This window comes from Helicobacter jaachi (assembly GCF_000763135.2).
In the GTDB taxonomy this organism is placed as follows: Bacteria; Campylobacterota; Campylobacteria; order Campylobacterales; family Helicobacteraceae; genus Helicobacter_C; species Helicobacter_C jaachi.
Window position 1 is genome coordinate 544,498 of record NZ_JRPR02000001.1, and the last position, 20,683, is coordinate 565,180.

Here is a 20,683-nt window from a genome sequence, read left to right on the forward strand (position 1 = left end):
AAATGGCAATTTCTAAAGAAGAAGTGTTGGAATACATCGGAAACCTTTCTGTGTTGGAACTTTCAGAGCTTGTGAAGGCTTTTGAGGAAAAATTTGGCGTGAGTGCAGCACCAACAGTTGTTGCAGGTGCTGGTGCAGGTGGTGGTGGAGCGGCAGCTGCTGCTGAAGAAAAGACAGATTTTAATGTTATTTTAGTTGATGCGGGAGCTAATAAGATTAATGTCATTAAAGCTGTGCGCGAAATCACTGGACTTGGTCTAAAAGAGGCTAAAGATGCCACAGAAAAAACTCCAAGCACGCTTAAAGAAGGTGTAAATAAAGAAGATGCGGAGAACTTCAAGAAAAAGCTTGAAGAGGCTGGCGCAAAGGTAGAGGTTAAGTAATTACCACTTAAAGCACCATAAACAATTAAGAGTCGCCAAATCTTAGAAACTCAAATTTATAGAATCTAGGGTTTGGCTTTTGTGTTTGATAGAATATTGTAGAGATGTCTTGCTTTGCAGACTTCTTTAGAGTATTCAGCTCTTTAAATCCACACAATGAGAAGGATATAATATTATGGCAAACTTCACAAAACTTAAAAATAGACTTCGAGCCGACTTTACAAAAAATCCTCAAAATATAGATGTCCCCAATCTCTTGCTTCTCCAAAGAAATAGCTATGATGATTTTCTTTGCATTGATGGCAAAAAGGAATCGGGCATAGAGCGCGTTTTTAAGTCTGTTTTTCCTATTCAAGATAATCAAAATCGCATTACACTTGAATATGCGGGCTGTAAATTTGGCAAACCTAAATATACTACCAATGAAGCCATGGTGCGCGGTGTAACCTATGCTATATCATTACAAATTAAAATTCGCCTTGTGCTTTGGGAAAAAGATGAGAAAACAGGTGAAAGACTAGGCGTCAAAGATGTGAAAGAGCAAAATATTTTTGTGCGGGATATTCCGCTTATGACTGATAGGACGAGCTTTATCATTAATGGCGTTGAGCGGGTTGTTGTTAATCAGCTCCATCGCAGCCCGGGTGTCATTTTTAAAGAAGAAGAGTCAAATACTTCATCAAATAAACTCATCTACACAGGGCAGATTATCCCAGATAGGGGTTCTTGGCTTTATTTTGAGTATGATTCTAAAGATGTGCTATATGCACGGATTAATAAACGCCGCAAAGTCCCTGTAACTATCATTCTGCGCGCTATGGGCTATAGTAAGCAAGATATTATTAAAATCTTTTATCCATTACAAAAGGTAAAATATCAAAAAGGTAAATATCTCATTCCCTTTGATGTGGATAGCATTGGTAATCGCGCGGAGTTTGATATTAAAGACGCTAAGGGACAATTGCTTGTAGCCTCTGGTAAGCGACTTTCTGCAAAGAAAATTAAAGAGCTTAAAGAAGCAAATATTGATTTAATTGAATATCCGCTTGAGAATCTAACCAATAAGTTTCTTGCCCAGCCTGTCCTTAACGCACAAGGTGAGGTGATTTTTGACACACTCACGCAGCTTGATGAGACAAAGCTTAAAAAGCTCCTTGAGCTTAAAATTAATGAATTTACCATCGCCAATGATAGCGCAGCGGGCGTGGATAATTCTATTATCAATTCGTTTATTGCCGATACGGAATCTCTCAAGATGCTTCGCCAAAGCGAAAAAATTGATGATGAAAATGAGTTGGCCGCGATTAGAATCTACAAGGTTATGCGCCCGGGTGAGCCTGTAACTAAAGAGGTTGCAAAGAGTTTTGTAAGGCAGTTATTCTTTGATTCTGAAAGGTATGATTTAACGCGTGTTGGGCGCATGAAAATGAATCATAAATTACAAATTAATGTGCCTGATTATGTGACTATCCTTACGCATGAGGATATCATTAAAACTATTCAGTATCTTTTAAAGGTGAAAAATGGCTTAGGTAAGATTGATGATAGAGACCATCTTGGTAATCGTAGAATCCGTGCCATCGGTGAGCTTTTGGCAAATGAGTTGCATGCTGGGCTTGTAAAAATGCAAAAGGCTATCCGTGACAAGCTCACTTCGCTTAGTGGCGCGTTTGATACGATTATGCCGCATGATTTAGTCAATGGCAAGATGATTACAAGCACAATTATGGAATTTTTCACAGGCGGACAGCTCTCGCAATTTATGGACCAAACTAATCCTTTGTCAGAAGTAACGCATAAGCGCAGGCTTTCTGCATTAGGTGAGGGAGGGCTTGTAAAAGATAGAGTAGGTTTTGAGGCAAGAGATGTGCACCCCACGCATTATGGCAGAATCTGTCCCATTGAAACGCCAGAAGGGCAAAATATTGGTCTAATTAATACACTCTCTACCTATACGCGCGTGAATGACTTAGGTTTTATTGAAGCTCCTTATAAAGTGGTAGAAAATGGTGTAGTTTCTCAAGAAATAGTCTATCTCACAGCTGCTCAAGAAGAAGGTATGGTAATCGCTCCTGCAAGCACGGCTGTGGATAAAAATGGGCGTATTATTGAAGATTTAATTGAGACGCGTAAAGATGGCGAGATTATTTTAAATGAAAAATCACGCGTGCAGCTTATTGACTTAAGTCCGCGAATGCTTGTAGGTGTGGCAGCTTCACTTATTCCATTCCTTGAGCATGATGATGCCAACCGCGCGCTTATGGGTTCAAATATGCAGCGTCAAGCAGTGCCATTGCTTAATCCTGATGCGCCTGTTGTAGGCACGGGGATTGAGCAAATTATTGCGCGTGATTCTTGGGAGGCTATAAAGGCTACACGCAGCGGTGTTGTGGAGCGAGTAGATTCTAAAAATATCTATATACTTGGTGAAGATGAGAATGGCGCGTATATTAATCACTACTATTTGGGTAAGAATCTACGCACTAACCAAAATACCTGCTTTTCACAGCAGCCCATTGTAAAGCAAGGTGATAGGGTCGAGCAGGGGCAAATTATCGCTGATGGTCCGAGTATGGATAATGGTGAGCTTGCATTAGGTAAAAATATCCGCGTTGCCTTTATGCCATGGAATGGCTATAACTTTGAAGATGCCATTGTAGTGAGTGAAAAACTCATCAAAGAGGACGCCTTTACTTCTATTCATATTTATGAAAAAGAAATTGAGGCGCGTGAGCTTAAGCACGGACTTGAGGAGATTACAGCTGATATTCCCGGCACAAAAGAAGCAGAGACAGCTCATCTTGATGAGAGTGGGATTGTGCGTATAGGGACTTATGTGAGTGCGGGTATGATACTTGTGGGTAAAGTCTCGCCTAAGGGCGAGGTAAAGCCTACTCCTGAAGAGCGTCTTTTACGCGCTATTTTTGGTGAAAAGGCTGGGCATGTGGTAAATAAATCTTTGTATTGTCCGCCTTCACTTGAAGGCACAGTGGTAGATGTAAAGATTTTTACCAAAAAAGGCTATGAAAAAGATGCGCGTGCTATTAGCGCCTATGAGGAAGAAAAGCGCGTGCTTGATATTGAGCATCATGATAGATTGACAATGATACAGCAAGAAGAGACTTTGAGAATCTCGCTTATGCTTTCAAAAGAAAAACTCTCAAGCGAAGCAAAGGTCGCTGATAGGGTGTTTAAGAAAGGTGCGCAAATCTCAAAAGAGGAGCTAGGCTCGCTTAATCCATTTGCTCTAAGCACTTTGATTAAGAGTTATTCTAAAGAGGTGCAATCACGCTATGAGCAAATTAAAACTAACTTTTTAGAGCAGAAAAAAACGCTTGGCGAGGAGCATGAGGAAAAACTCTCCATCTTAGAAAAAGATGATATTCTCCCAAGCGGCGTAGTTAAACTTGTAAAAATTTATATTGCCACAAAGCGGAAGCTTAAAGTAGGTGATAAAATGGCAGGACGACATGGGAATAAGGGCATAGTTTCTAATATCGTGCCAATGGTTGATATGCCCTATACTGCCGATGGCGAGCCTGTAGATATTGTGCTAAATCCTTTGGGTGTGCCTAGTCGTATGAATATCGGGCAGATTCTGGAGGTGCATTTGGGGCTTGTGGGTAAGAATCTTGGTCGCCAGATTCAGGAGATTTTTGCTTCTCATTCAAAACAGTGGGTAAGCCAACTGCGTGCGAAAATGATTGAAATTGCGCAAGTGGTTAATTCAGTGGATAAGTCAATGGTGAAATTTTTAGAATCTATAGACGATGAAACTTTGATTGCATACGCGCGGGATTGGACGAATGGCGTGAAATTTGCTATTCCCGTATTTGAGGGTATTACGCAAGAGAAATTTGACAAGCTTTTCTCACTTGCAAAAGTCGATATGGACGGCAAGACAGAGCTTTATGATGGCAAAACAGGTGAGAAAATGCGTGAGCGCGTGAATGTAGGCTATATGTATATGCTTAAACTGCACCACTTAGTTGATGAGAAAGTGCATGCAAGAAGCACAGGACCTTACTCACTTGTCACGCAGCAGCCAGTGGGTGGAAAGGCGTTATTTGGCGGACAGAGATTTGGTGAAATGGAAGTGTGGGCTTTGGAGGCTTATGGCGCAGCGCATACTTTGAAAGAAATGCTCACTATTAAATCTGATGATACAGAAGGTAGGAGAGGCGCATATAAGGCTATTACAAGGGGTGATAATGTTGGAGAATCTGAAATCCCAGAGACATTTTATGTTTTGACAAAAGAATTGCAATCTTTAGCGCTTGATGTAAATATTTATGGTGAGGAGAAAGATGAAAATGGCGCGCCTGTGCCTATTGCCATTAAAGAAGATGAGCGCCCTAAGGACTTTGGCTCATTCCAACTTGTTTTAGCAAGCCCAGAGAAGATTCTATCTTGGAGTCATGGTGAGGTTAAAAAGCCTGAAACAATTAACTACCGCACGCTTAAGCCCGAGCGCGATGGATTATTCTGCACAAAGATTTTTGGTCCTGTGCGTGATTATGAATGTTTGTGCGGAAAGTATAAAAAAATGCGCTATAAGGGTATTGTGTGCGAAAAATGCGGCGTTGAGGTTACAAAGGCAAAAGTGCGCCGCTCACGAATGGGGCATATCGAGCTTGTCGCACCTGTGGCGCATATATGGTATGTGAGCTCACTGCCAAGTCGTATAGGCACTTTGCTCGGTGTAAAAATGAAAGATTTAGAGCGTGTGCTGTATTATGAGGCATATATCGTTAAAGCGCCCGGCGAGGCTTTTTACGATAATGAAGGCTCAAAGCCTATTCTAAAATATGATGTGCTTAATGAGGAACAATTCCAAAGTATAAATCAACGCTTTGAGCATACAGGCTTTGTGGCTCAAATGGGTGGTGAGGCTATAAAAGAGCTGCTTGAGGAGCTTGATTTAATGGTGCTTTTGAATGCTTTGCGCGAGGAAATACGCTCAACCAATTCAGAAGCCAAGAAAAAGACTATTGTGAAGCGACTTAAGGTAGTTGAAAGTTTTATCAATTCTGGTAATCGCCCAGAGTGGATGATGCTTACAATATTGCCTGTGCTACCACCGGATTTGCGTCCTTTGGTAGCGCTTGATGGCGGAAAGTTTGCGGTGAGTGATGTGAATGACTTGTATCGTCGTGTAATTAACCGTAATCAGCGTCTAAAAAGGCTCATTGAGCTAGATTCTCCTGAAATTATTGTAAGAAATGAAAAAAGAATGCTGCAAGAGGCAGTTGATGCGCTCTTTGATAATGGCAGAAATGCTAATGCCGTAAAGGGCGCAAACAAGCGACCGCTTAAATCTTTAAGCGAGATAATTAAAGGTAAGCAAGGCAGATTCAGGCAGAATCTATTGGGTAAGCGTGTGGATTTCTCCGGAAGAAGCGTTATTGTCGTAGGACCAAATCTCAAAATGGACCAATGCGGATTGCCTAAAAATATGGCATTAGAATTATTTAAGCCGCATTTATTTGCCAAGTTAGAGGAGAAAGGCTACGCAACTACGCTTAAGCAAGCTGTTAAAATGGTTAATCAAAAGACAAATGAGGTATGGGAATGCCTTCAAGAAATTGTCGATGGCTATCCTGTGTTGCTTAACCGCGCACCAACATTACATAAGCAGTCTATTCAAGCCTTTCACCCAAAATTGATAGATGGCAAAGCAATACAATTGCACCCGCTTGTGTGTTCTGCATTTAATGCCGACTTTGATGGCGACCAAATGGCGGTGCATGTGCCGCTTTCACAAGAAGCCATAGCAGAATGCAAAGTGCTTATGCTAAGCTCTATGAATATCCTGCTCCCTGCGAGCGGCAAGGCTGTGGCTGTGCCTAGTCAAGATATGGTTTTGGGCTTATATTATCTTTCTTTGGAAAAAAAGGGCGTAAAAGGCGAGCATAAGATTTTTGCAAGCATTGATGAAATTGTAATGGCTATTGAAATGGGTGAGCTTGATATTAATGCGCGTATTAAGACTGTTTATGAGCGTCGTGTGATTGATACAACCGCTGGGCGTATGATTTTAGGCTCTATTTTGCCAAGTTTTGTACCACTAAATTTGTGGAATCAAACTATGAAAAAGAAAGATATTGGCACTTTAATTGATTATGTGTATAGAGAGGGAGGCTTAGGTATTACAGCTACTTTTTTGGATAATCTTAAGAATCTAGGCTTTAAATACGCCACAAAAGCGGGCATTTCTATTTCTGCTGCGGATATTATTATCCCACAAGATAAGGCTAAGATGATTGATGAGGCTAAAAAAGAGATTAAGAGAATCCAAGGCGAGTTTGAGCAAGGATTGCTCACTGGACAAGAGCGATACAATAAAAGTATTGATATTTGGACAGAGACAAGCGAAAAAATGGGCAAAGTGATGATGGAAAAAGTCAAAAATGATAAAGAGGGCTTTAACTCTATCTATATGATGGCAGATTCTGGAGCGAGAGGTAGTGAAGCGCAAATCCGCCAACTTTCTGCGATGAGAGGGCTTATGGCAAAGCCTGATGGCACGATTATTGAAACGCCTATTACCTCTAACTTTAAAGAGGGCTTGAATGTGCTTGAGTATTTTAATTCTACGCATGGTGCGAGAAAAGGTTTGGCAGATACCGCGCTTAAGACAGCCAATGCGGGATACCTCACAAGAAAGCTCATTGATGTAAGCCAAAATATGAAAGTAACTATTGAGGATTGTGATACGCACGAGGGTGTAGAGATTACGGATATTACAGTGGGGAGCGATATGATTGAGCCGCTTGAAGAGCGCGTAATAGGACGTGTTTTAGCTCGTGATATTATTGACCCTATTGCTAATGAGATTTTATTAAGCGAAGGCGTGCTTATTGATAGTGCTATGGCAAGGCGTATTAAGGAAGCAAATGTCAAATCTGTAATGATACGCACACCTGTAACGTGTAAAGCCCCTAAAGGTGTGTGTGCAAAATGCTATGGCTTAAATCTTGGTGAATCTAAAATGGTGAAGCCCGGCGAGGCAGTGGGTGTGCTTGCTGCTCAAAGTATCGGCGAGCCCGGCACGCAGCTCACACTTAGAACTTTCCACGTAGGTGGGACGGCGAGCAGAAGCACGGAAGAAAGGCAAATTGTCGCTAAGAAAGAGGGCTTTATACGTTATCACAACATTCGCACTTATACAAATAGTAAGGGGCAAAAGATTGTCGCAAATCGTAGAAATGCCGCTATTTTGGTTGTTGAGCCACGCATTAAGGCAGAATTTGACGGAGAATTGCAAGTAGAAAATGTGCATGATGAGGTGCATATTACTATTGTGGGCGATAAAAAACGTTCTGAAACCTATCGCCTTCGCAAAGATGATGTAGCAAAACAAAATGAACTCGCAGGTGTGGCGGGTAAGATTGAGGGCAAGCTCCTTGTGCCGCATGAAAGTGGTTATAAGGTTAAGGCTGGTGGTAGCATAGTGGATACTATCATGGATAGTTGGAATGTGCCTACGCGGATTCCATACGGAAGTGAGTTAAAAGTAGAGGACAATGCCCCTATCGCGCAGAAAATCACAGCCAAAGAAAAGGGTATTGTGAAGTTTTATACATTGCGCGCTGATACCCTAGAGCGTAATCACAAAGTCAAAGCAGGCGATGTGATATCTGAAAAAGGTATGTTTGCTGTTATTGCGGACCAAAATGATAGAGAGGCTATTAGGCATTATGTGGCGCGCACTTCTAAGGTGCTCGTTGATGATAATAGTGAAGTGGATATTGATACATTGATTTCTGAACCTACCTCAAATGAACAAATTGTTGTAGCTGAATGGGACGCTTATAGTGAGCCAATTATCGCTGACCAAGCGGGTGTAGTGTCATTTAGAGATATTATTGCTGGTTTAACTGTGAGCGAGCAAGAAGATGAAAATACACATCAAAAGAATTTTGTAATTAATGAGTATATGCCTGCTGGTTACAAGCCCATGCTTGTTATCACCACAAAAGATGGCAAGGAGCTCACATATCGTTTAGAATCTCGCACCTCTATTGCTGTAAATGATGGCGATAAGGTGGAGATGGCAGATATTATTGCCAAAGTGCCTAAGGCATTGGCAAAATCTAAGGATATTACAGGCGGTCTCCCACGCGTTACAGAACTCTTTGAGGCAAGGAAGCCAAAAGATACAGCCATTCTCTCCGAGCTTGATGGCACGGTGAGCTTTGGTAAGCCCATACGCGGAAAAGAGCGCATTATCATTACAGCAGCAGATGGGCGAGTAGCCGAATACACTGTGGATAAAAATAAAAAGATTCTCGTGCATGAGCAGGAGTTTATCCACGCAGGAGAAGCGATGACAGATGGCGTGGTATCAAGCCATGATATTTTACGTATTAGCGGTGAAAAAGAGTTGCATAAATATATTGTGAGCGAAGTGCAGCAGGTATATCGCCGGCAAGGTGTGAGTATCGCAGATAAGCATATTGAAATTATTGTTTCACAAATGCTCCGCCAAGTAAAAATTGTCGATAGTGGCAATACGAAATTCATCGAGGGCGATTTAGTGAGTAAGCGACATTTTAGAGAAGAAAATGAGAGAATCTTGCGTATGGGTGGAGAGCCAGCTATCGCAGAGCCTGTGTTGCTTGGGATTACGCGTGCGGCTATTGGGAGTGATTCTATCATTTCAGCAGCATCTTTCCAAGAAACTACCAAAGTGCTTACAGAAGCTAGCATAGCGGCAAAGAAAGATACGCTTGATGACTTAAAAGAAAATGTTGTGCTAGGGCGTATGATACCTGTTGGAACGGGTCTATATAAAAATAAGAAATTCCGCTATAAGTGCGAGGAGCGAGACGGACAGGCAGAATATGAGGAGGAATAGGCACTTTGCCTATTCTCTAAGAGAAATAAAAGTTTTTGTTGGATAGAATCCCACACTTTTTATTTTTAAATTTTACACAAAGGAAACATCAGTGCCAACCATAAATCAGTTGATTAGAAAAGAGAGGAAAAAGATTACCCGTAAAACAAAGTCTCCGGCTTTGCTAGAGTGTCCCCAAAGGCGGGGAGTATGCACACGCGTTTATACGACAACGCCTAAAAAACCAAACTCAGCTTTAAGAAAAGTTGCCAAAGTAAAGCTCACTTCTAAAGTAGAGGTGATTAGCTATATTCCGGGTGAAGGGCATAATCTTCAGGAGCACTCTATCGTGCTTGTGCGTGGCGGGCGTGTGAAAGACTTACCGGGTGTGAAGTATCACATTATACGCGGTGCGCTAGATACAGCGGGTGTAGCTAAGCGTAATGTTTCACGCAGTAAATATGGTGCTAAAAAAGCCAAAGCTGGCGGCGATAAAAAATAATTTAGTTTGTAAGGATATGTAATATGAGAAGAAGAAAAGCCACCGTGAGGGAAATTCTAGGGGACCCCATTTATAACAATAAAGTAGTTACTAAGTTCATCAACAAAATGATGTTTGATGGTAAAAAAAGCGTAAGTGAGAAGATTATTTATGCCGCATTTAATAGAATCGAGGAAAAAAGCGGAGAAAAAGGCATAGATATATTTGAAAAGGCGCTTGAGCGAGTAAAGCCCCTTGTGGAGGTAAGAAGTCGTCGTGTAGGTGGGGCTACCTACCAAGTGCCTGTTGAGGTGAGACCTGCTAGACAGCAGTCATTATCTATTCGCTGGCTCCTTGAAGCCACTCGCAAAAGAAATGAGCGCACTATGGTGGAGCGTTTGGCAGGCGAGCTTATGGACGCAGCAAATGACAGGGGAGCAGCCTTTAAAAAGAAAGAAGATGTTCATAAAATGGCTGAAGCAAACAAAGCATTTGCGCATTATCGCTGGTAATATAAAGGACAAATAATGGCAAGGAAAACCCCTTTATCAAGGATTAGAAATATCGGTATTGCGGCGCATATTGATGCGGGTAAGACCACTACTTCGGAGCGGATTTTATTCTACACAGGTGTGAGCCACAAAATTGGTGAAGTGCATGATGGCGCGGCGACAATGGACTGGATGGAGCAAGAAAAGGAGCGCGGCATTACCATTACTTCCGCAACTACGACTTGTTTTTGGAGAGATTATCAAATTAATCTTATCGACACACCCGGGCATGTGGATTTTACTATCGAGGTAGAGCGTTCAATGCGTGTGTTAGATGGCGCGGTGGCTGTATTTTGCTCTGTGGGCGGTGTGCAGCCTCAAAGTGAGACCGTTTGGCGACAGGCGAATAAATATGGCGTGCCTCGTATGGTGTTTGTGAATAAAATGGATAGAATCGGTGCAAATTTCTATAATGTAGAAAGCCAAATCAAGCAGCGGCTTAAGGCTAATCCTGTGCCTATTAATATTCCTATTGGCGCGGAGGAAAATTTTAAAGGTGTAATTGACTTAGTGCAGATGAAGGCCATTGTGTGGAATGATGAGTCAATGGGCGCGAAGTATGACATAGAGGAAATACCAGCCGAGCTAGTAGATAAGGCAAATGAGTATCGAGAAAAGCTTTTAGAATCTGCAGCCGAGCAAGATGAAGCGTTAATGGAAAAATACCTTAATGGCGAGGAATTAAGCATTGAGGAGATTAAAAAAGGCATTAAAATAGGCTGCTTAAATATGAGTCTTATTCCTATGCTATGTGGGTCTAGCTTTAAAAATAAAGGCGTGCAAACGCTCCTTGATGCGGTGGTGGATTACCTCCCTGCGCCTACAGAAGTGGCTGAAATTAAGGGCATTAATCCTAAAGATGATTCTGAACTAAGTGTAGAATCTAGCGATGATGGTGCATTTGCGGGATTAGCCTTTAAGATTATGACCGACCCATTTGTAGGGCAGCTCACTTTTGTGCGTGCATACCGCGGCAAATTAGAATCTGGCAGCTATGTGCTTAACTCTACAAAAGGCAAAAAAGAGCGTGTCGGGCGATTGCTTAAAATGCACTCTAACAAAAGAGAAGATATTAAGGAAATTTATGCGGGTGAGATTTGCGCATTTGTAGGCTTAAAAGATACTATTACGGGCGATACGCTTTGTGATGAAAAAGTGCCTGTGATTTTAGAGCGTATGGATTTCCCAGAGCCTGTTATTCAAATTGCTGTTGAGCCAAAGACAAAGGCAGACCAAGAAAAAATGTCAATCGCACTAGGCAAGCTTGCAGAGGAAGACCCAAGCTTTAGAGTAAGCACGCATGAGGAGACGGGGCAAACACTTATTGGCGGTATGGGTGAGCTGCACCTAGAAATTATTGTGGATAGGCTCAAACGCGAATTCAAAGTTGAAGCTGAAGTAGGTGAGCCGCAAGTTGCGTTTAGAGAGACTATCCGCAGCGCTGTGGAGCAAGAGTGCAAATACGCTAAACAATCCGGTGGGCGCGGGCAGTATGGGCATGTGTATATCAAGCTAGAGCCTAAAGAGCCGGGCAGCGGATATGAATTTGTCAATGACATAAGCGGTGGCGTGATTCCTAAAGAGTATATTCCCGCAGTGGATAAAGGGATTCAAGAAGCCATGCAAAATGGCGTGCTTGCGGGCTATCCTGTGGTAGATTTTAAAGTTACACTCTATGATGGAAGCTATCACGAGGTGGATTCTAGTGAAATGGCGTTTAAGATTGCTGGGTCTATGGCGTTTAAGGACGCTTGCAGAAAAGCAAATGCAGTGCTTTTAGAGCCGATGATGAAAGTAGAAGTAGAAGTGCCTGAAGAGTATATGGGCGATGTGATTGGCGATTTAAACCGCAGGCGCGGGCAGATTAACTCCATGGACGATAGAATGGGATTAAAAATCGTCAATGCGTTTGTTCCGTTGGCTGAAATGTTTGGCTATTCTACCGACTTGCGTTCGGCTACACAAGGCAGAGGCACATATACAATGGAGTTTGACCATTATGGCGAAGTGCCAAACAACATTGCCAAAGAGATTATGGAAAAGCGCAAAGGCTAGATTCTATAAAATCGCTTACTTACAAATCATCTTGCCGCGTTTATGGCGGCTATTTTCTCTATTTCATATTTTTAAAAGGTTAGATTCTATAATTTATAGAATCTACCTCAAAAAAACAAGTTGATAGATTAGCTTTGGCTAAGCTATAACTTTATGCTTTGAGGGCGCACAAATGGGCTTTGCGGCTTTTTATAAAAAGCAATAGCGTGGAAATTTATAGAATCTAACTCTACTCAAATTTTATAGGACTTTAGCAGGTATCTTAAACGCCCACATAGAGGCGATGCCACTCAAACGCAATAAGGAGGGTTTATGACAAGAAATATATGTATTTGCATAGTTGCTTTGTGTTTAGTCGCTTGCTCTAATGAGCAGGATACGCAAAAGACATCTCCCAAAAAAGTAAGCATTCAAAATCAAGATAGCCAATCCACGCAGAGCGCGTCAAATTCGGCATTGCCTGATGCCTCTGTGCTGTATAGTAAGTGCGCCTCGTGTCATGGCAAAGATGGCAAGAGCATTGCGCCGGGCAGTGTGGGCAATGTGCTGCTCGCCTCGCTCAATAAGCAGCAGGTAATAGAATCGCTCAAAGGCTTTCGTGCGCGCACTTTGAGTCGTGGAGGTAATTCTGTGATTATGTATATGCAGGCAAAAAATTTAAGTGATGATGATATTGAGGCACTAGCAGCGTATATTGACGCCCTGTAGTCTTTCTAGATTCTGTAAAATTATAGAATCTAGCCTTAAAAAACAAGTTGATAGATGCTTTAAGCAGCATAACTTTATACTTTGAGGGCGCAAATGTGAGCTTTGCTTACATTTGTAAGATGCGCGCGGCTTTTTGTTAAAAAAGCAATAGCGCGGAATTATAGAATCTAGACAAATAAAAAGCCTTAGAAAAGCAAAAAATGCGTAGATTCTATAGCTTGCTCATCTTAAGTTCATACACAATAGGCAGCTCAATTTTTGTCGTAACATCAAGGCTTGGAAAATCCCCTTGAGCCTTTCTCACAGCATTTATCGCAGCAGTATTAAACGACTCATGTGGGCAGGGCTTCACAATGCGTATATTAGACACTTTGCCATCTTTGTAAATGATAAACTCCACTATCACTTCGCCCTCTAGTCCGCGCTTTTTAGCCATATTGGGATATTTATTCCTGCGCTCAATGGCGCGCTTAATCTTTGCAAACACCTCATCTTCCTCGCCATTGCGATAAGAGAGCGTCTGAATCATCTCGCCTTCCTCCACTTTCTCATCTGGCTTTGCTTGAGGCGTGGGAGTTGGGGGGACTACCTCCTCCTCTTTTTTGGCAAGCTTGCCATGCTCTTTTACAATTTCTTTGCGATGATGTTTCTTTTTAGGCTTCACAATGGGTTGAGGCTTTGGTGGCTCTACCACTGGTTCGTTTGATGGGGTTTGAAATGTCGCAAGGGCGATGCTTGTGATTTCATCGCCATTTTGCTGCACATCGATATTGTGAAAATAGTCATAAAACATAAGCGCAAAGGCTAAATGCGCTATCAAACTTAGGCTAAAGCCAATGCGATTAGGCGTGAAAAAGGGCGATTTGGATTGTGAAATCATATTATATGAAGGCGCGTTATTGTTGTTTGGTTGAGATTCCAAAGTTTTCATGTCCTTTCTCCTTCAAAATATCCACTATTTGAATAAAAGTTTCAAACTTAGATTCTTTATCGCTTTTAAGCTGGATAAGCGTTTTATTATCAATTTTAGCAATTTCAGCCTTGAGGGATTGCGTATCCACAGGCTTATCATCAAAATAAATGATATTTTGCTCATCAATAGTGATAGTCACTGGCTTTTCATCTTTGTTAATCTCATTTTGACTTGCATAGGGTAGCTCTACTTTAATTTGCCCCTGTGCGATGAAAGTAGAGACGCTTAGCACAATGGCGAGCAAAACAAGCATCACATCAATAAAAGGAACGATATTTAAGCCATCTTTTTTAGGGATTCTCATAGTATTGCCCTCAAACTACTCGCTAGCATGCTTATGTGCGAGCTTATAGCGGTTAAGCACAATGTCCATTTTGCGTATAAAGCAGTTATAGACAATAAGCGTAGGGATTGCCACCACTAAGCCAAGCGCGGTAGCCTTAAGCGCGGTAGATAGCCCAACCATAATGCTTTGCGCGTCCATTCCCCCACTCATACCCATATCATAAAAAGTAATCATAATGCCCACCACCGTGCCTAAAAGCCCCACATAAGGAGCGTTAGAATAAATAATATAAAGCCCGGTGAGATTTTTGCTTAGCGCCTCTTCTAATGCCTCTTCATTTTTATAATCCTCTATATTCACGCGCGCATAAAAAATAATTCTCTCGCAACTAAACCATAGCGCCAAAAAGCTCATCAAGCCCAAAATAGCAAAAATAATATGGTCGATATAATCTTTAATAAACTCCATAACAATGCTCCATTCTTTATTTCTTTGAAGTCTGGCATATTATAAAAATCATTCTTAAGACAACTTTATACTTGGCTTAAATTCACTTAAAATTCACATTTTCCACGCAAGCGTAAGTTTTCACATTAAGCTTTTTTGCGCTACAATCGCGCGAATTTTAGGTTTAAAGGACTAGTATGAAACCCAATATTATCCGCTTTAGCGTATCTCTACCACAGAATCTACTCCAAACGCTTGATAAAAGGCTAACCCACAGGGGGTATTCCTCACGCTCCGAGCTTGTGCGCGATATGATACGCGAAAAACTTAATGAAGAAGTGTGGAGCGAGAGGAACACAAAGGCGCAGGGCGTGGCAGTGCTAACGATTGTGTATGACCACCACCAGCGCGAACTTAATAGGCGTATGATTGACATTCAGCACACAGCAATTGATGAGAATAAAATCGAGATTTTATGCACCACGCATGTGCATTTAGACCATCACAACTGCCTTGAGACCATTATCCTGCAGGGCGAGGCTATGGCGATTGAAAATCTTAGCATTGAAATTGGCGGCTTAAAGGGAGTGAAATTCTCAAAGCTCACACGCGCAAGCTTTTTTGCGTAATGCGCCATTTTAGAGAATCTTATATAGCGCTTTATGGTGGGAGTTTTGACCCTCCGCACTACGCGCATAGGCAGATTCTAAAAACTTTGTATAAAAGCCCTCTTTTTCATCATGTGATATGTATGCCAAATTATCTTAATCCACTAAAAGAAAGTGCGTTATTTAGCCCGCTTGAGCGATTTGAGATGTGCAAAATACTTGCCGCAGATGTGCTAAATACAGATATGTCAAATGATACAAAAGTGCTAGATTCTAAGGCAATGCCGGGCTTTGGGACATTAGAGGTGAGTGATTATGAAATTATGCAAAATAAGCCCACTTTTAGCATTCACACTATCAAAATGCTGCAGCACACATACCCGCGCACGCCTCTTGCGATAGTTGTGGGCGAGGATAATTTCGCGCATTTGCATGTATGGCATAAGATAGATAAGCTCTGTGAAATAGCGGCGTTTGTGGTGATTGGGCGCGATATTAAATCTTGTGCAAGCATTCATACAATTAAGCCTAAAAAGCCAGCTCATAAGCCCAAAGCACGCATTTTAGAGCGCATACATCTTAGCCAATATGGCGAGCTTTCCTCCACACAGGTGCGCGCTTTGCTGCAAAATGGGCAGTTTGAGCAGGCTTTAGAGATGATACCTGCGAGCTTGCATACTTTTATCAAAGCGCATTTTAGGCTATAATCACATTTATTTTGCTTGAAAGGAGTATCGTTGCAACAAGATAAGCATATTGATAGTAGGATTGCGCGCATCAGGGCGCTTTTAGAGGATAAAAAGGGCGAGGACATTGAAGTGTTTAATCTGCAAGAGCGAGACTACATCGTGGATAGGGTGGTCATTGTGAGCGCAATGGTGGGCAAGCACGCGTTTGCTTTGCTTGATTATTTAAAAAGTGAGCTAAAGCCAAAGGGGGAGGTGTTTTACGCCACAGAGGAGGATAATGAAGATTGGATTATTGCAGATTTGGGGGATATTATGATACATATTTTTACGCCAAATCATCGCAAGAAATTTAATTTAGAGGAGTTTCTAAGCTCGCTCATTGCGCAAAAAAGCGCAGATTCTATGCAGCCTTATGCTAAGGTGGAAGCTAAAAAAGAGGCGTAGTTTATAGAATCTACAAAAGTAAAAATAAGTAGATTCTATAGCGCATTAAATGCGTGCCGCGATTTTATACCCTCAAATCCTAAGCACATACTCTTCTTGCATATATGGGCTTTCAATGAGCAGCGGCACTTTGTATAAATCACTTAAATGCGCAGAAGTGAGCAAATCCTGCGCCTTGCCAAAGATAGCATTGCTCGCGCAAGTTACATTAGCGCAATCTAAATTCGCATTGGGCGAATCTGCACGCGCCAAATCCTCACACGCTAAATTTGCGCAATCCACGCGCGCTAGATTCTCTCCTATCTCTCCTATTGTCCCTTGCTCCTCGCCCATTTTATAAAGCAAAAGTGCTTTGTGTGAAAGAAAGCGCGCATGTGCAGGGAAGTGCGTATTTAAAATAATGGCGCAGCCTTGATTGTTGAGGGTTTTTAGCGTTTCTAATATAGTTTTTTGATTGTGAAAGTCCAAATTCGATTCAGGCTCATCAAGGATTAGAATCTGCGGTTTTTTCACCAGCGCGCGCGCAAAAATGACCATTTGCAATTCACCACCGCTAAGATTAAGGCAGGTTTTATGCATTAAATGCGTGAGATTAAGCTGCTCTAGCACAGATTGCGCAAGCCTTAAATGCTCGGGCTTTGGCTTAAATAACACAAAAGGATTGCAGCCAAGCGCTACCATATCCAGCACATTAGCATCAAAGACTTGCATTTTGGCTTGTGGCACATAAGAAATCATCTGCCATATTTGCTTTTGCGTGTATGTGTGGAGCGGCTTATCCCACAGCCAGCACTCTCCGCTATCCCATTTGAGAAATCCCATAAGGCATTTAAGCAGTGTGGTTTTCCCCGCGCCATTGCAGCCTAGAATGCTTAGCACTTCGCCTTGCCTAAGCGCTAGACTTATGTTTTTTAGAATCTGCTCGCCCTTGCGTGAGAAGTTTGCTCCTTGCAGCTTAAGCATATTAGCCCCTTTTGCTTTTGCGCAGGATATAGATAAAAAATGGCGTGCCAATAAGCGAAGTAAGGATAGAAATAGGGATTTGCTCGCTTGAAAGCGTGCGGGAGAGTGTGTCGATTATCATTAAAAAGAGCGCGCCGATAAATAAGCTTAGCGGGATTAGCGTGGTGTTATTATTGCCAATAAGCAGGCGCGCGATGTGTGGCACGAGTAGCCCCACCCAGCCTATCACGCCGCACACACTCACCGCGCACGCCACAATCATCGTGCTAGCAAAAATCACTATAAGGCGCAAAAGCGTGAGATTAACCCCAAGGCTTTTGGCTTCATCATCTTGCAGCATGAGCAGATTAAGCTTCCAGCGCAGAATAAATATAATGCCACTGCCTAGCACAATCCCACAAAGGCTATAAAACACATGTATATCAAGGCTTATATCCAGCGAGCCTAACAGCCAGTAAGTAATCGTAGGCAGTGTATCCTGTGGGTCGGCGACATATTTTACAATGCCAATTAGACTTTGAAAGAGCGCGCTAATAATAATTCCGCTTAAAATCATGCTTGACATTTCATAAGGATTATTGCGATTATAGCCCACTAACAGCACGAGCATGAGTGATAGGATACCAAATACAAAGCCCGCTATGCCTATATAGCTAATATTTAAGCCTAGTAGCAAGCCTAGCACCGCGCCAAAGCTAGCCCCATTAGTAACCCCTAAAATATCAGGTGTAGCCAAAGGATTACGAAAGAGGCTTTGGAAAGCCGCTCCAGCAGCACTTAGCCCAGCTCCTACGATGATAGCTAGGATAATGCGCGGGAGGCGAAAGGTGAAAATGATATTTCTTTGCGTTTCATCGCCATTGCCGCATATCACGGCAATCACATCGCTTAGCGGCAGGGCATAGCGCCCAAGCGTGAGGCACACGCACGCGCATACTATGATGGCGGCTATACCTAAGATATACATACTAAGCGAAGTGAGCAGGCGCATTAATAATTCCACACATATTTAACAAATATATTTCTACCCGGCTCTACAAGGGGGTTTGTGAGCGCTCTATCTAGTGGATATTTTGGAGCATTAGCCTCTTGGCTAAGCGCATAATTAATCGCTTCTGCTGTCACAGGATTACGCCCTACCACATCAAAGACATTATTCACTCCTAGCAGAAGCTCCATATTTTCCATACTAGAGGCAAATGCGCCAAGTCTTAAGCCCATAAGAATATCTGTCATTGTATAGGCAGTAGTTTTGCGCTCTTGTGTAGTATCTATGCGCGTTTTTGCACCATAGGCTCTTTGAGTGAGGTTAAAATACACCGGTCTAAAGTTTAGTCCCAGTGTAGCCTGTCCATAGAGTGGCGCGACATAGGGAAGTGGCTTATTGGCTACTTCATTTTCTGAATAATTATACGCACCTACATAGGAGAAAGTGAGCATATTATCAAAAAAGCTATGTCGTCCCTCTAGCTCTGCGCCGGTAATATGTGCTTTGCCGACATTTTCAAAGCGCCAAGCTCCTTGACTAACAGCAGCGCTTTGATATGTGCTAAGCGCAATCATATTTGTGTAGCGCGTATAGAATCCAATGAGTGAAATAAAGTGATTATCGCTTTGGATTCTAAAGCCAAATTCTGCAGTTTGAGAGTATTCAGGTTTAATGAGTGGATTTGCACCTGTAAGCGTTGCATTCCCGCTAGGGGTTGCCTGCATACGTTGAAAAGCAGTAGGGGCTTTAAAGTTATGGCTTATATTAATTACATTACTAATATAATCATTTAAGAAAAATACCGAGCCTAGCGCGCCTGTGAGTGCGCCCTGATGGATGGTGCCATTTTTATCAAGTAGCTCTGTAGCCTCGCGTGAAAGGTTGGCTGCTGCTCCTGTTCCAGTAACATTTTCAGCATCAGAGCGTTTTTTAGAAATGGTGGTTAAAATATAATCCCCTCTTACAGAAGCAGAGAGATTCCATGATTGCGTGGCTTTAAAGTCATCTTTAGCAAATACAGCGATATTAGTCGTTGTAGAGGCGCGGTTGGTAGTCCTTGAGCTATTATCTGCACGGAAAATTTGTTTAATGGGGGTAGGCCAAATCGCACTTTCAAACTCTGCGCCATAGCTGAGATTATGCTTGCCTGTTAGGGTATTAAAGATAAGTCGCCCGCCCACATAGTTATTATTATAGACTTGTTGATGCACATATGGTTTTGGCACGCCCACATAGCCGCGACGGTCAGTCCAAATATCTGTATCCCAGTGGCGATAGTAGAGATAAGTCTCCATAGAATCTGCAAAGCTAAGATTACTTTTCTTAAGCCCTGCGCGTAAATAATATTCGCTAATAGGATTTTCAGTCATAAAAATACCATAGCTGCTGCCCGGAGCTGCGGCAAGCCCACCAGCGCGGTGAGATTCTACCCTAGTCCAGCGCCCTTGTAGAAAGTATCTTGTGGCATTTTGGTTAGTGTAGCCGATGTTAAAATCCACACCATATGAGTTAAATTTAGAATTTTTTGCTTTATATGAGCCATTTTCTTTAATAGGTGTGGTGTAATCGCCTGCAGTCTTGCCTGTGAAGCCAATGAGCATATCCCAGCCATTGCCTCCGCCTAGCACTTCAGCGCGCCCGCCAAAGAGATTATTCACGCTGCCATATTCTAATGCGCGGATTCTTGCTGTGGCTTTAAAGGTCTCTCCACCGATGTTATAAGTGCTTTTACGCGAGCGGAAATTTACCACCCCTGTCATAGCATCACTTCCATAGAGTGAGCCAGCCGGTCCGCGTATGATTTCAATGGCTTCAAAGGCATAGGGGTCTAGCATATTAAACTCTAGTGTGCTGCGCCCTGTGTATTTCACACCATCGATAGTAATGATAGAGCGTTGGTCATTGGAGTTTTGCCCGCGGAAAGTGATTTGCCCATTGATACCACCAGAGCGAGAATAGATAATTCCCGGTGCGGCTTCTAGGAGGCTTTGGACATTGCCTGCGTTAGACTTTTGCAGAATGTCTTTAGATTCTATAATACTCACTTGTTTGGGCTGTAGCTCAATTGGCGTATCGCTTAGCGTTACTTCGGCTTTTATGGTGGCTTGGTTGAGTTTGACAGAAGACATTTTATCTACTGCCCCCCCCCCAGTTGCATTCTCATTAGCTGTAAGCACGCAGGATAATGCCAGCGAGACTGCTAGCACACGACTAATGTTTATTTTACTCATTTTTTGCTCCTTTAGGTAAAGTATAAATCTTCATGGT

At 42.4% G+C, this 20,683-nt stretch carries 15 protein-coding genes; 9 read left to right on the forward strand and 6 right to left on the reverse strand.

Going from position 1 to position 20,683, the window contains the following annotated elements; all coding sequences use genetic code 11:
- The first annotated feature begins 2 nt into the window (after positions 1 to 2).
- The 6 genes from rplL (at position 3) to LS71_RS02895 (ending at position 13,017) form a co-directional block, all read left to right on the forward strand.
- A complete protein-coding gene (gene rplL, locus LS71_RS02870; RefSeq protein ID WP_034356094.1) occupies positions 3 to 383 on the forward strand; it encodes a 50S ribosomal protein L7/L12 in 381 nt (126 codons plus the stop codon).
- A 175-nt stretch (positions 384 to 558) separates the two neighbouring features.
- Positions 559 to 9,243: a DNA-directed RNA polymerase subunit beta/beta' gene (locus tag LS71_RS02875; RefSeq protein ID WP_034356097.1), complete on the forward strand. Its 8,685-nt coding sequence runs from the start codon at positions 559 to 561 to the stop codon at positions 9,241 to 9,243.
- A gap of 91 nt (positions 9,244 to 9,334) precedes the next feature.
- Positions 9,335 to 9,724 (forward strand): 30S ribosomal protein S12, encoded by a 390-nt coding sequence (gene rpsL, locus LS71_RS02880; protein WP_034356100.1) that lies wholly within the window; start codon positions 9,335 to 9,337, stop codon positions 9,722 to 9,724.
- 23 nt (positions 9,725 to 9,747) lie between these two features.
- On the forward strand, positions 9,748 to 10,215 hold the full coding sequence (gene rpsG, locus LS71_RS02885; protein ID WP_034356103.1) for a 30S ribosomal protein S7: 468 nt from the start codon (positions 9,748 to 9,750) through the stop codon (positions 10,213 to 10,215).
- A gap of 15 nt (positions 10,216 to 10,230) precedes the next feature.
- Entirely contained in the window at positions 10,231 to 12,309 is a 2,079-nt protein-coding gene (fusA, locus tag LS71_RS02890; protein WP_034356106.1) for an elongation factor G, read from the forward strand.
- A 312-nt stretch (positions 12,310 to 12,621) separates the two neighbouring features.
- Positions 12,622 to 13,017, forward strand: a complete 396-nt coding sequence (locus tag LS71_RS02895; RefSeq protein ID WP_081946292.1) for a c-type cytochrome — start codon at positions 12,622 to 12,624, stop codon at positions 13,015 to 13,017.
- Between the two features lie 211 nt (positions 13,018 to 13,228).
- Here the strand turns inward: LS71_RS02895 and LS71_RS02900 are convergent, their stop codons facing one another.
- The 3 genes from LS71_RS02900 to exbB are packed head-to-tail and all read right to left on the reverse strand — an operon-like array spanning position 13,229 to position 14,744.
- On the reverse strand, positions 13,229 to 13,948 hold the full coding sequence (locus LS71_RS02900) for an energy transducer TonB (protein WP_034356733.1): 720 nt from the start codon (positions 13,946 to 13,948) through the stop codon (positions 13,229 to 13,231).
- Positions 13,914 to 14,294: a TonB system transport protein ExbD gene (gene exbD / locus LS71_RS02905; protein WP_034356729.1), complete on the reverse strand. Its 381-nt coding sequence runs from the start codon at positions 14,292 to 14,294 to the stop codon at positions 13,914 to 13,916. Before exbD ends, LS71_RS02900 begins: the two co-directional genes overlap by 35 nt.
- Before the next feature lie 15 nt (positions 14,295 to 14,309).
- The gene (exbB, locus tag LS71_RS02910) at positions 14,310 to 14,744 is read right to left on the reverse strand and encodes a TonB-system energizer ExbB (protein ID WP_034356726.1); all 435 of its coding nucleotides are present in this window, start codon (positions 14,742 to 14,744) and stop codon (positions 14,310 to 14,312) included.
- Positions 14,745 to 14,920: 176 nt separating this feature from the next.
- Here exbB and nikR point away from each other — a divergent pair, with 176 nt between their 5' ends.
- The 3 genes from nikR to rsfS are packed head-to-tail and all read left to right on the forward strand — an operon-like array spanning position 14,921 to position 16,464.
- Complete coding sequence (gene nikR / locus LS71_RS02915; protein ID WP_034356723.1) at positions 14,921 to 15,352, forward strand: nickel-responsive transcriptional regulator NikR; 432 nt, start codon at positions 14,921 to 14,923, stop codon at positions 15,350 to 15,352.
- Positions 15,352 to 16,038 carry a nicotinate-nicotinamide nucleotide adenylyltransferase gene (locus tag LS71_RS02920; RefSeq protein WP_034356720.1) on the forward strand — a complete coding sequence of 229 codons (687 nt, stop codon included), beginning with the start codon at positions 15,352 to 15,354 and terminating at the stop codon, positions 16,036 to 16,038. Before nikR ends, LS71_RS02920 begins: the two co-directional genes overlap by 1 nt.
- A gap of 30 nt (positions 16,039 to 16,068) precedes the next feature.
- A complete protein-coding gene (rsfS, locus tag LS71_RS02925) occupies positions 16,069 to 16,464 on the forward strand; it encodes a ribosome silencing factor (RefSeq protein WP_069723524.1) in 396 nt (131 codons plus the stop codon).
- Positions 16,465 to 16,536: 72 nt separating this feature from the next.
- On the opposite strand, the gene LS71_RS02930 is transcribed toward rsfS, so the two are convergent.
- From LS71_RS02930 to LS71_RS02940, 3 genes are read right to left on the reverse strand one after another with little or no spacing between them, the layout of a single operon-like run.
- Entirely contained in the window at positions 16,537 to 17,427 is an 891-nt protein-coding gene (locus LS71_RS02930; RefSeq protein ID WP_034356716.1) for an ABC transporter ATP-binding protein, read from the reverse strand.
- A gap of 1 nt (position 17,428) precedes the next feature.
- The gene (locus LS71_RS02935) at positions 17,429 to 18,418 is read right to left on the reverse strand and encodes a FecCD family ABC transporter permease (RefSeq protein ID WP_034356712.1); all 990 of its coding nucleotides are present in this window, start codon (positions 18,416 to 18,418) and stop codon (positions 17,429 to 17,431) included.
- Positions 18,418 to 20,646 carry a TonB-dependent receptor gene (locus LS71_RS02940; protein WP_138109803.1) on the reverse strand — a complete coding sequence of 743 codons (2,229 nt, stop codon included), beginning with the start codon at positions 20,644 to 20,646 and terminating at the stop codon, positions 18,418 to 18,420. Before LS71_RS02940 ends, LS71_RS02935 begins: the two co-directional genes overlap by 1 nt.
- Positions 20,647 to 20,683: the final 37 nt, after the last annotated feature.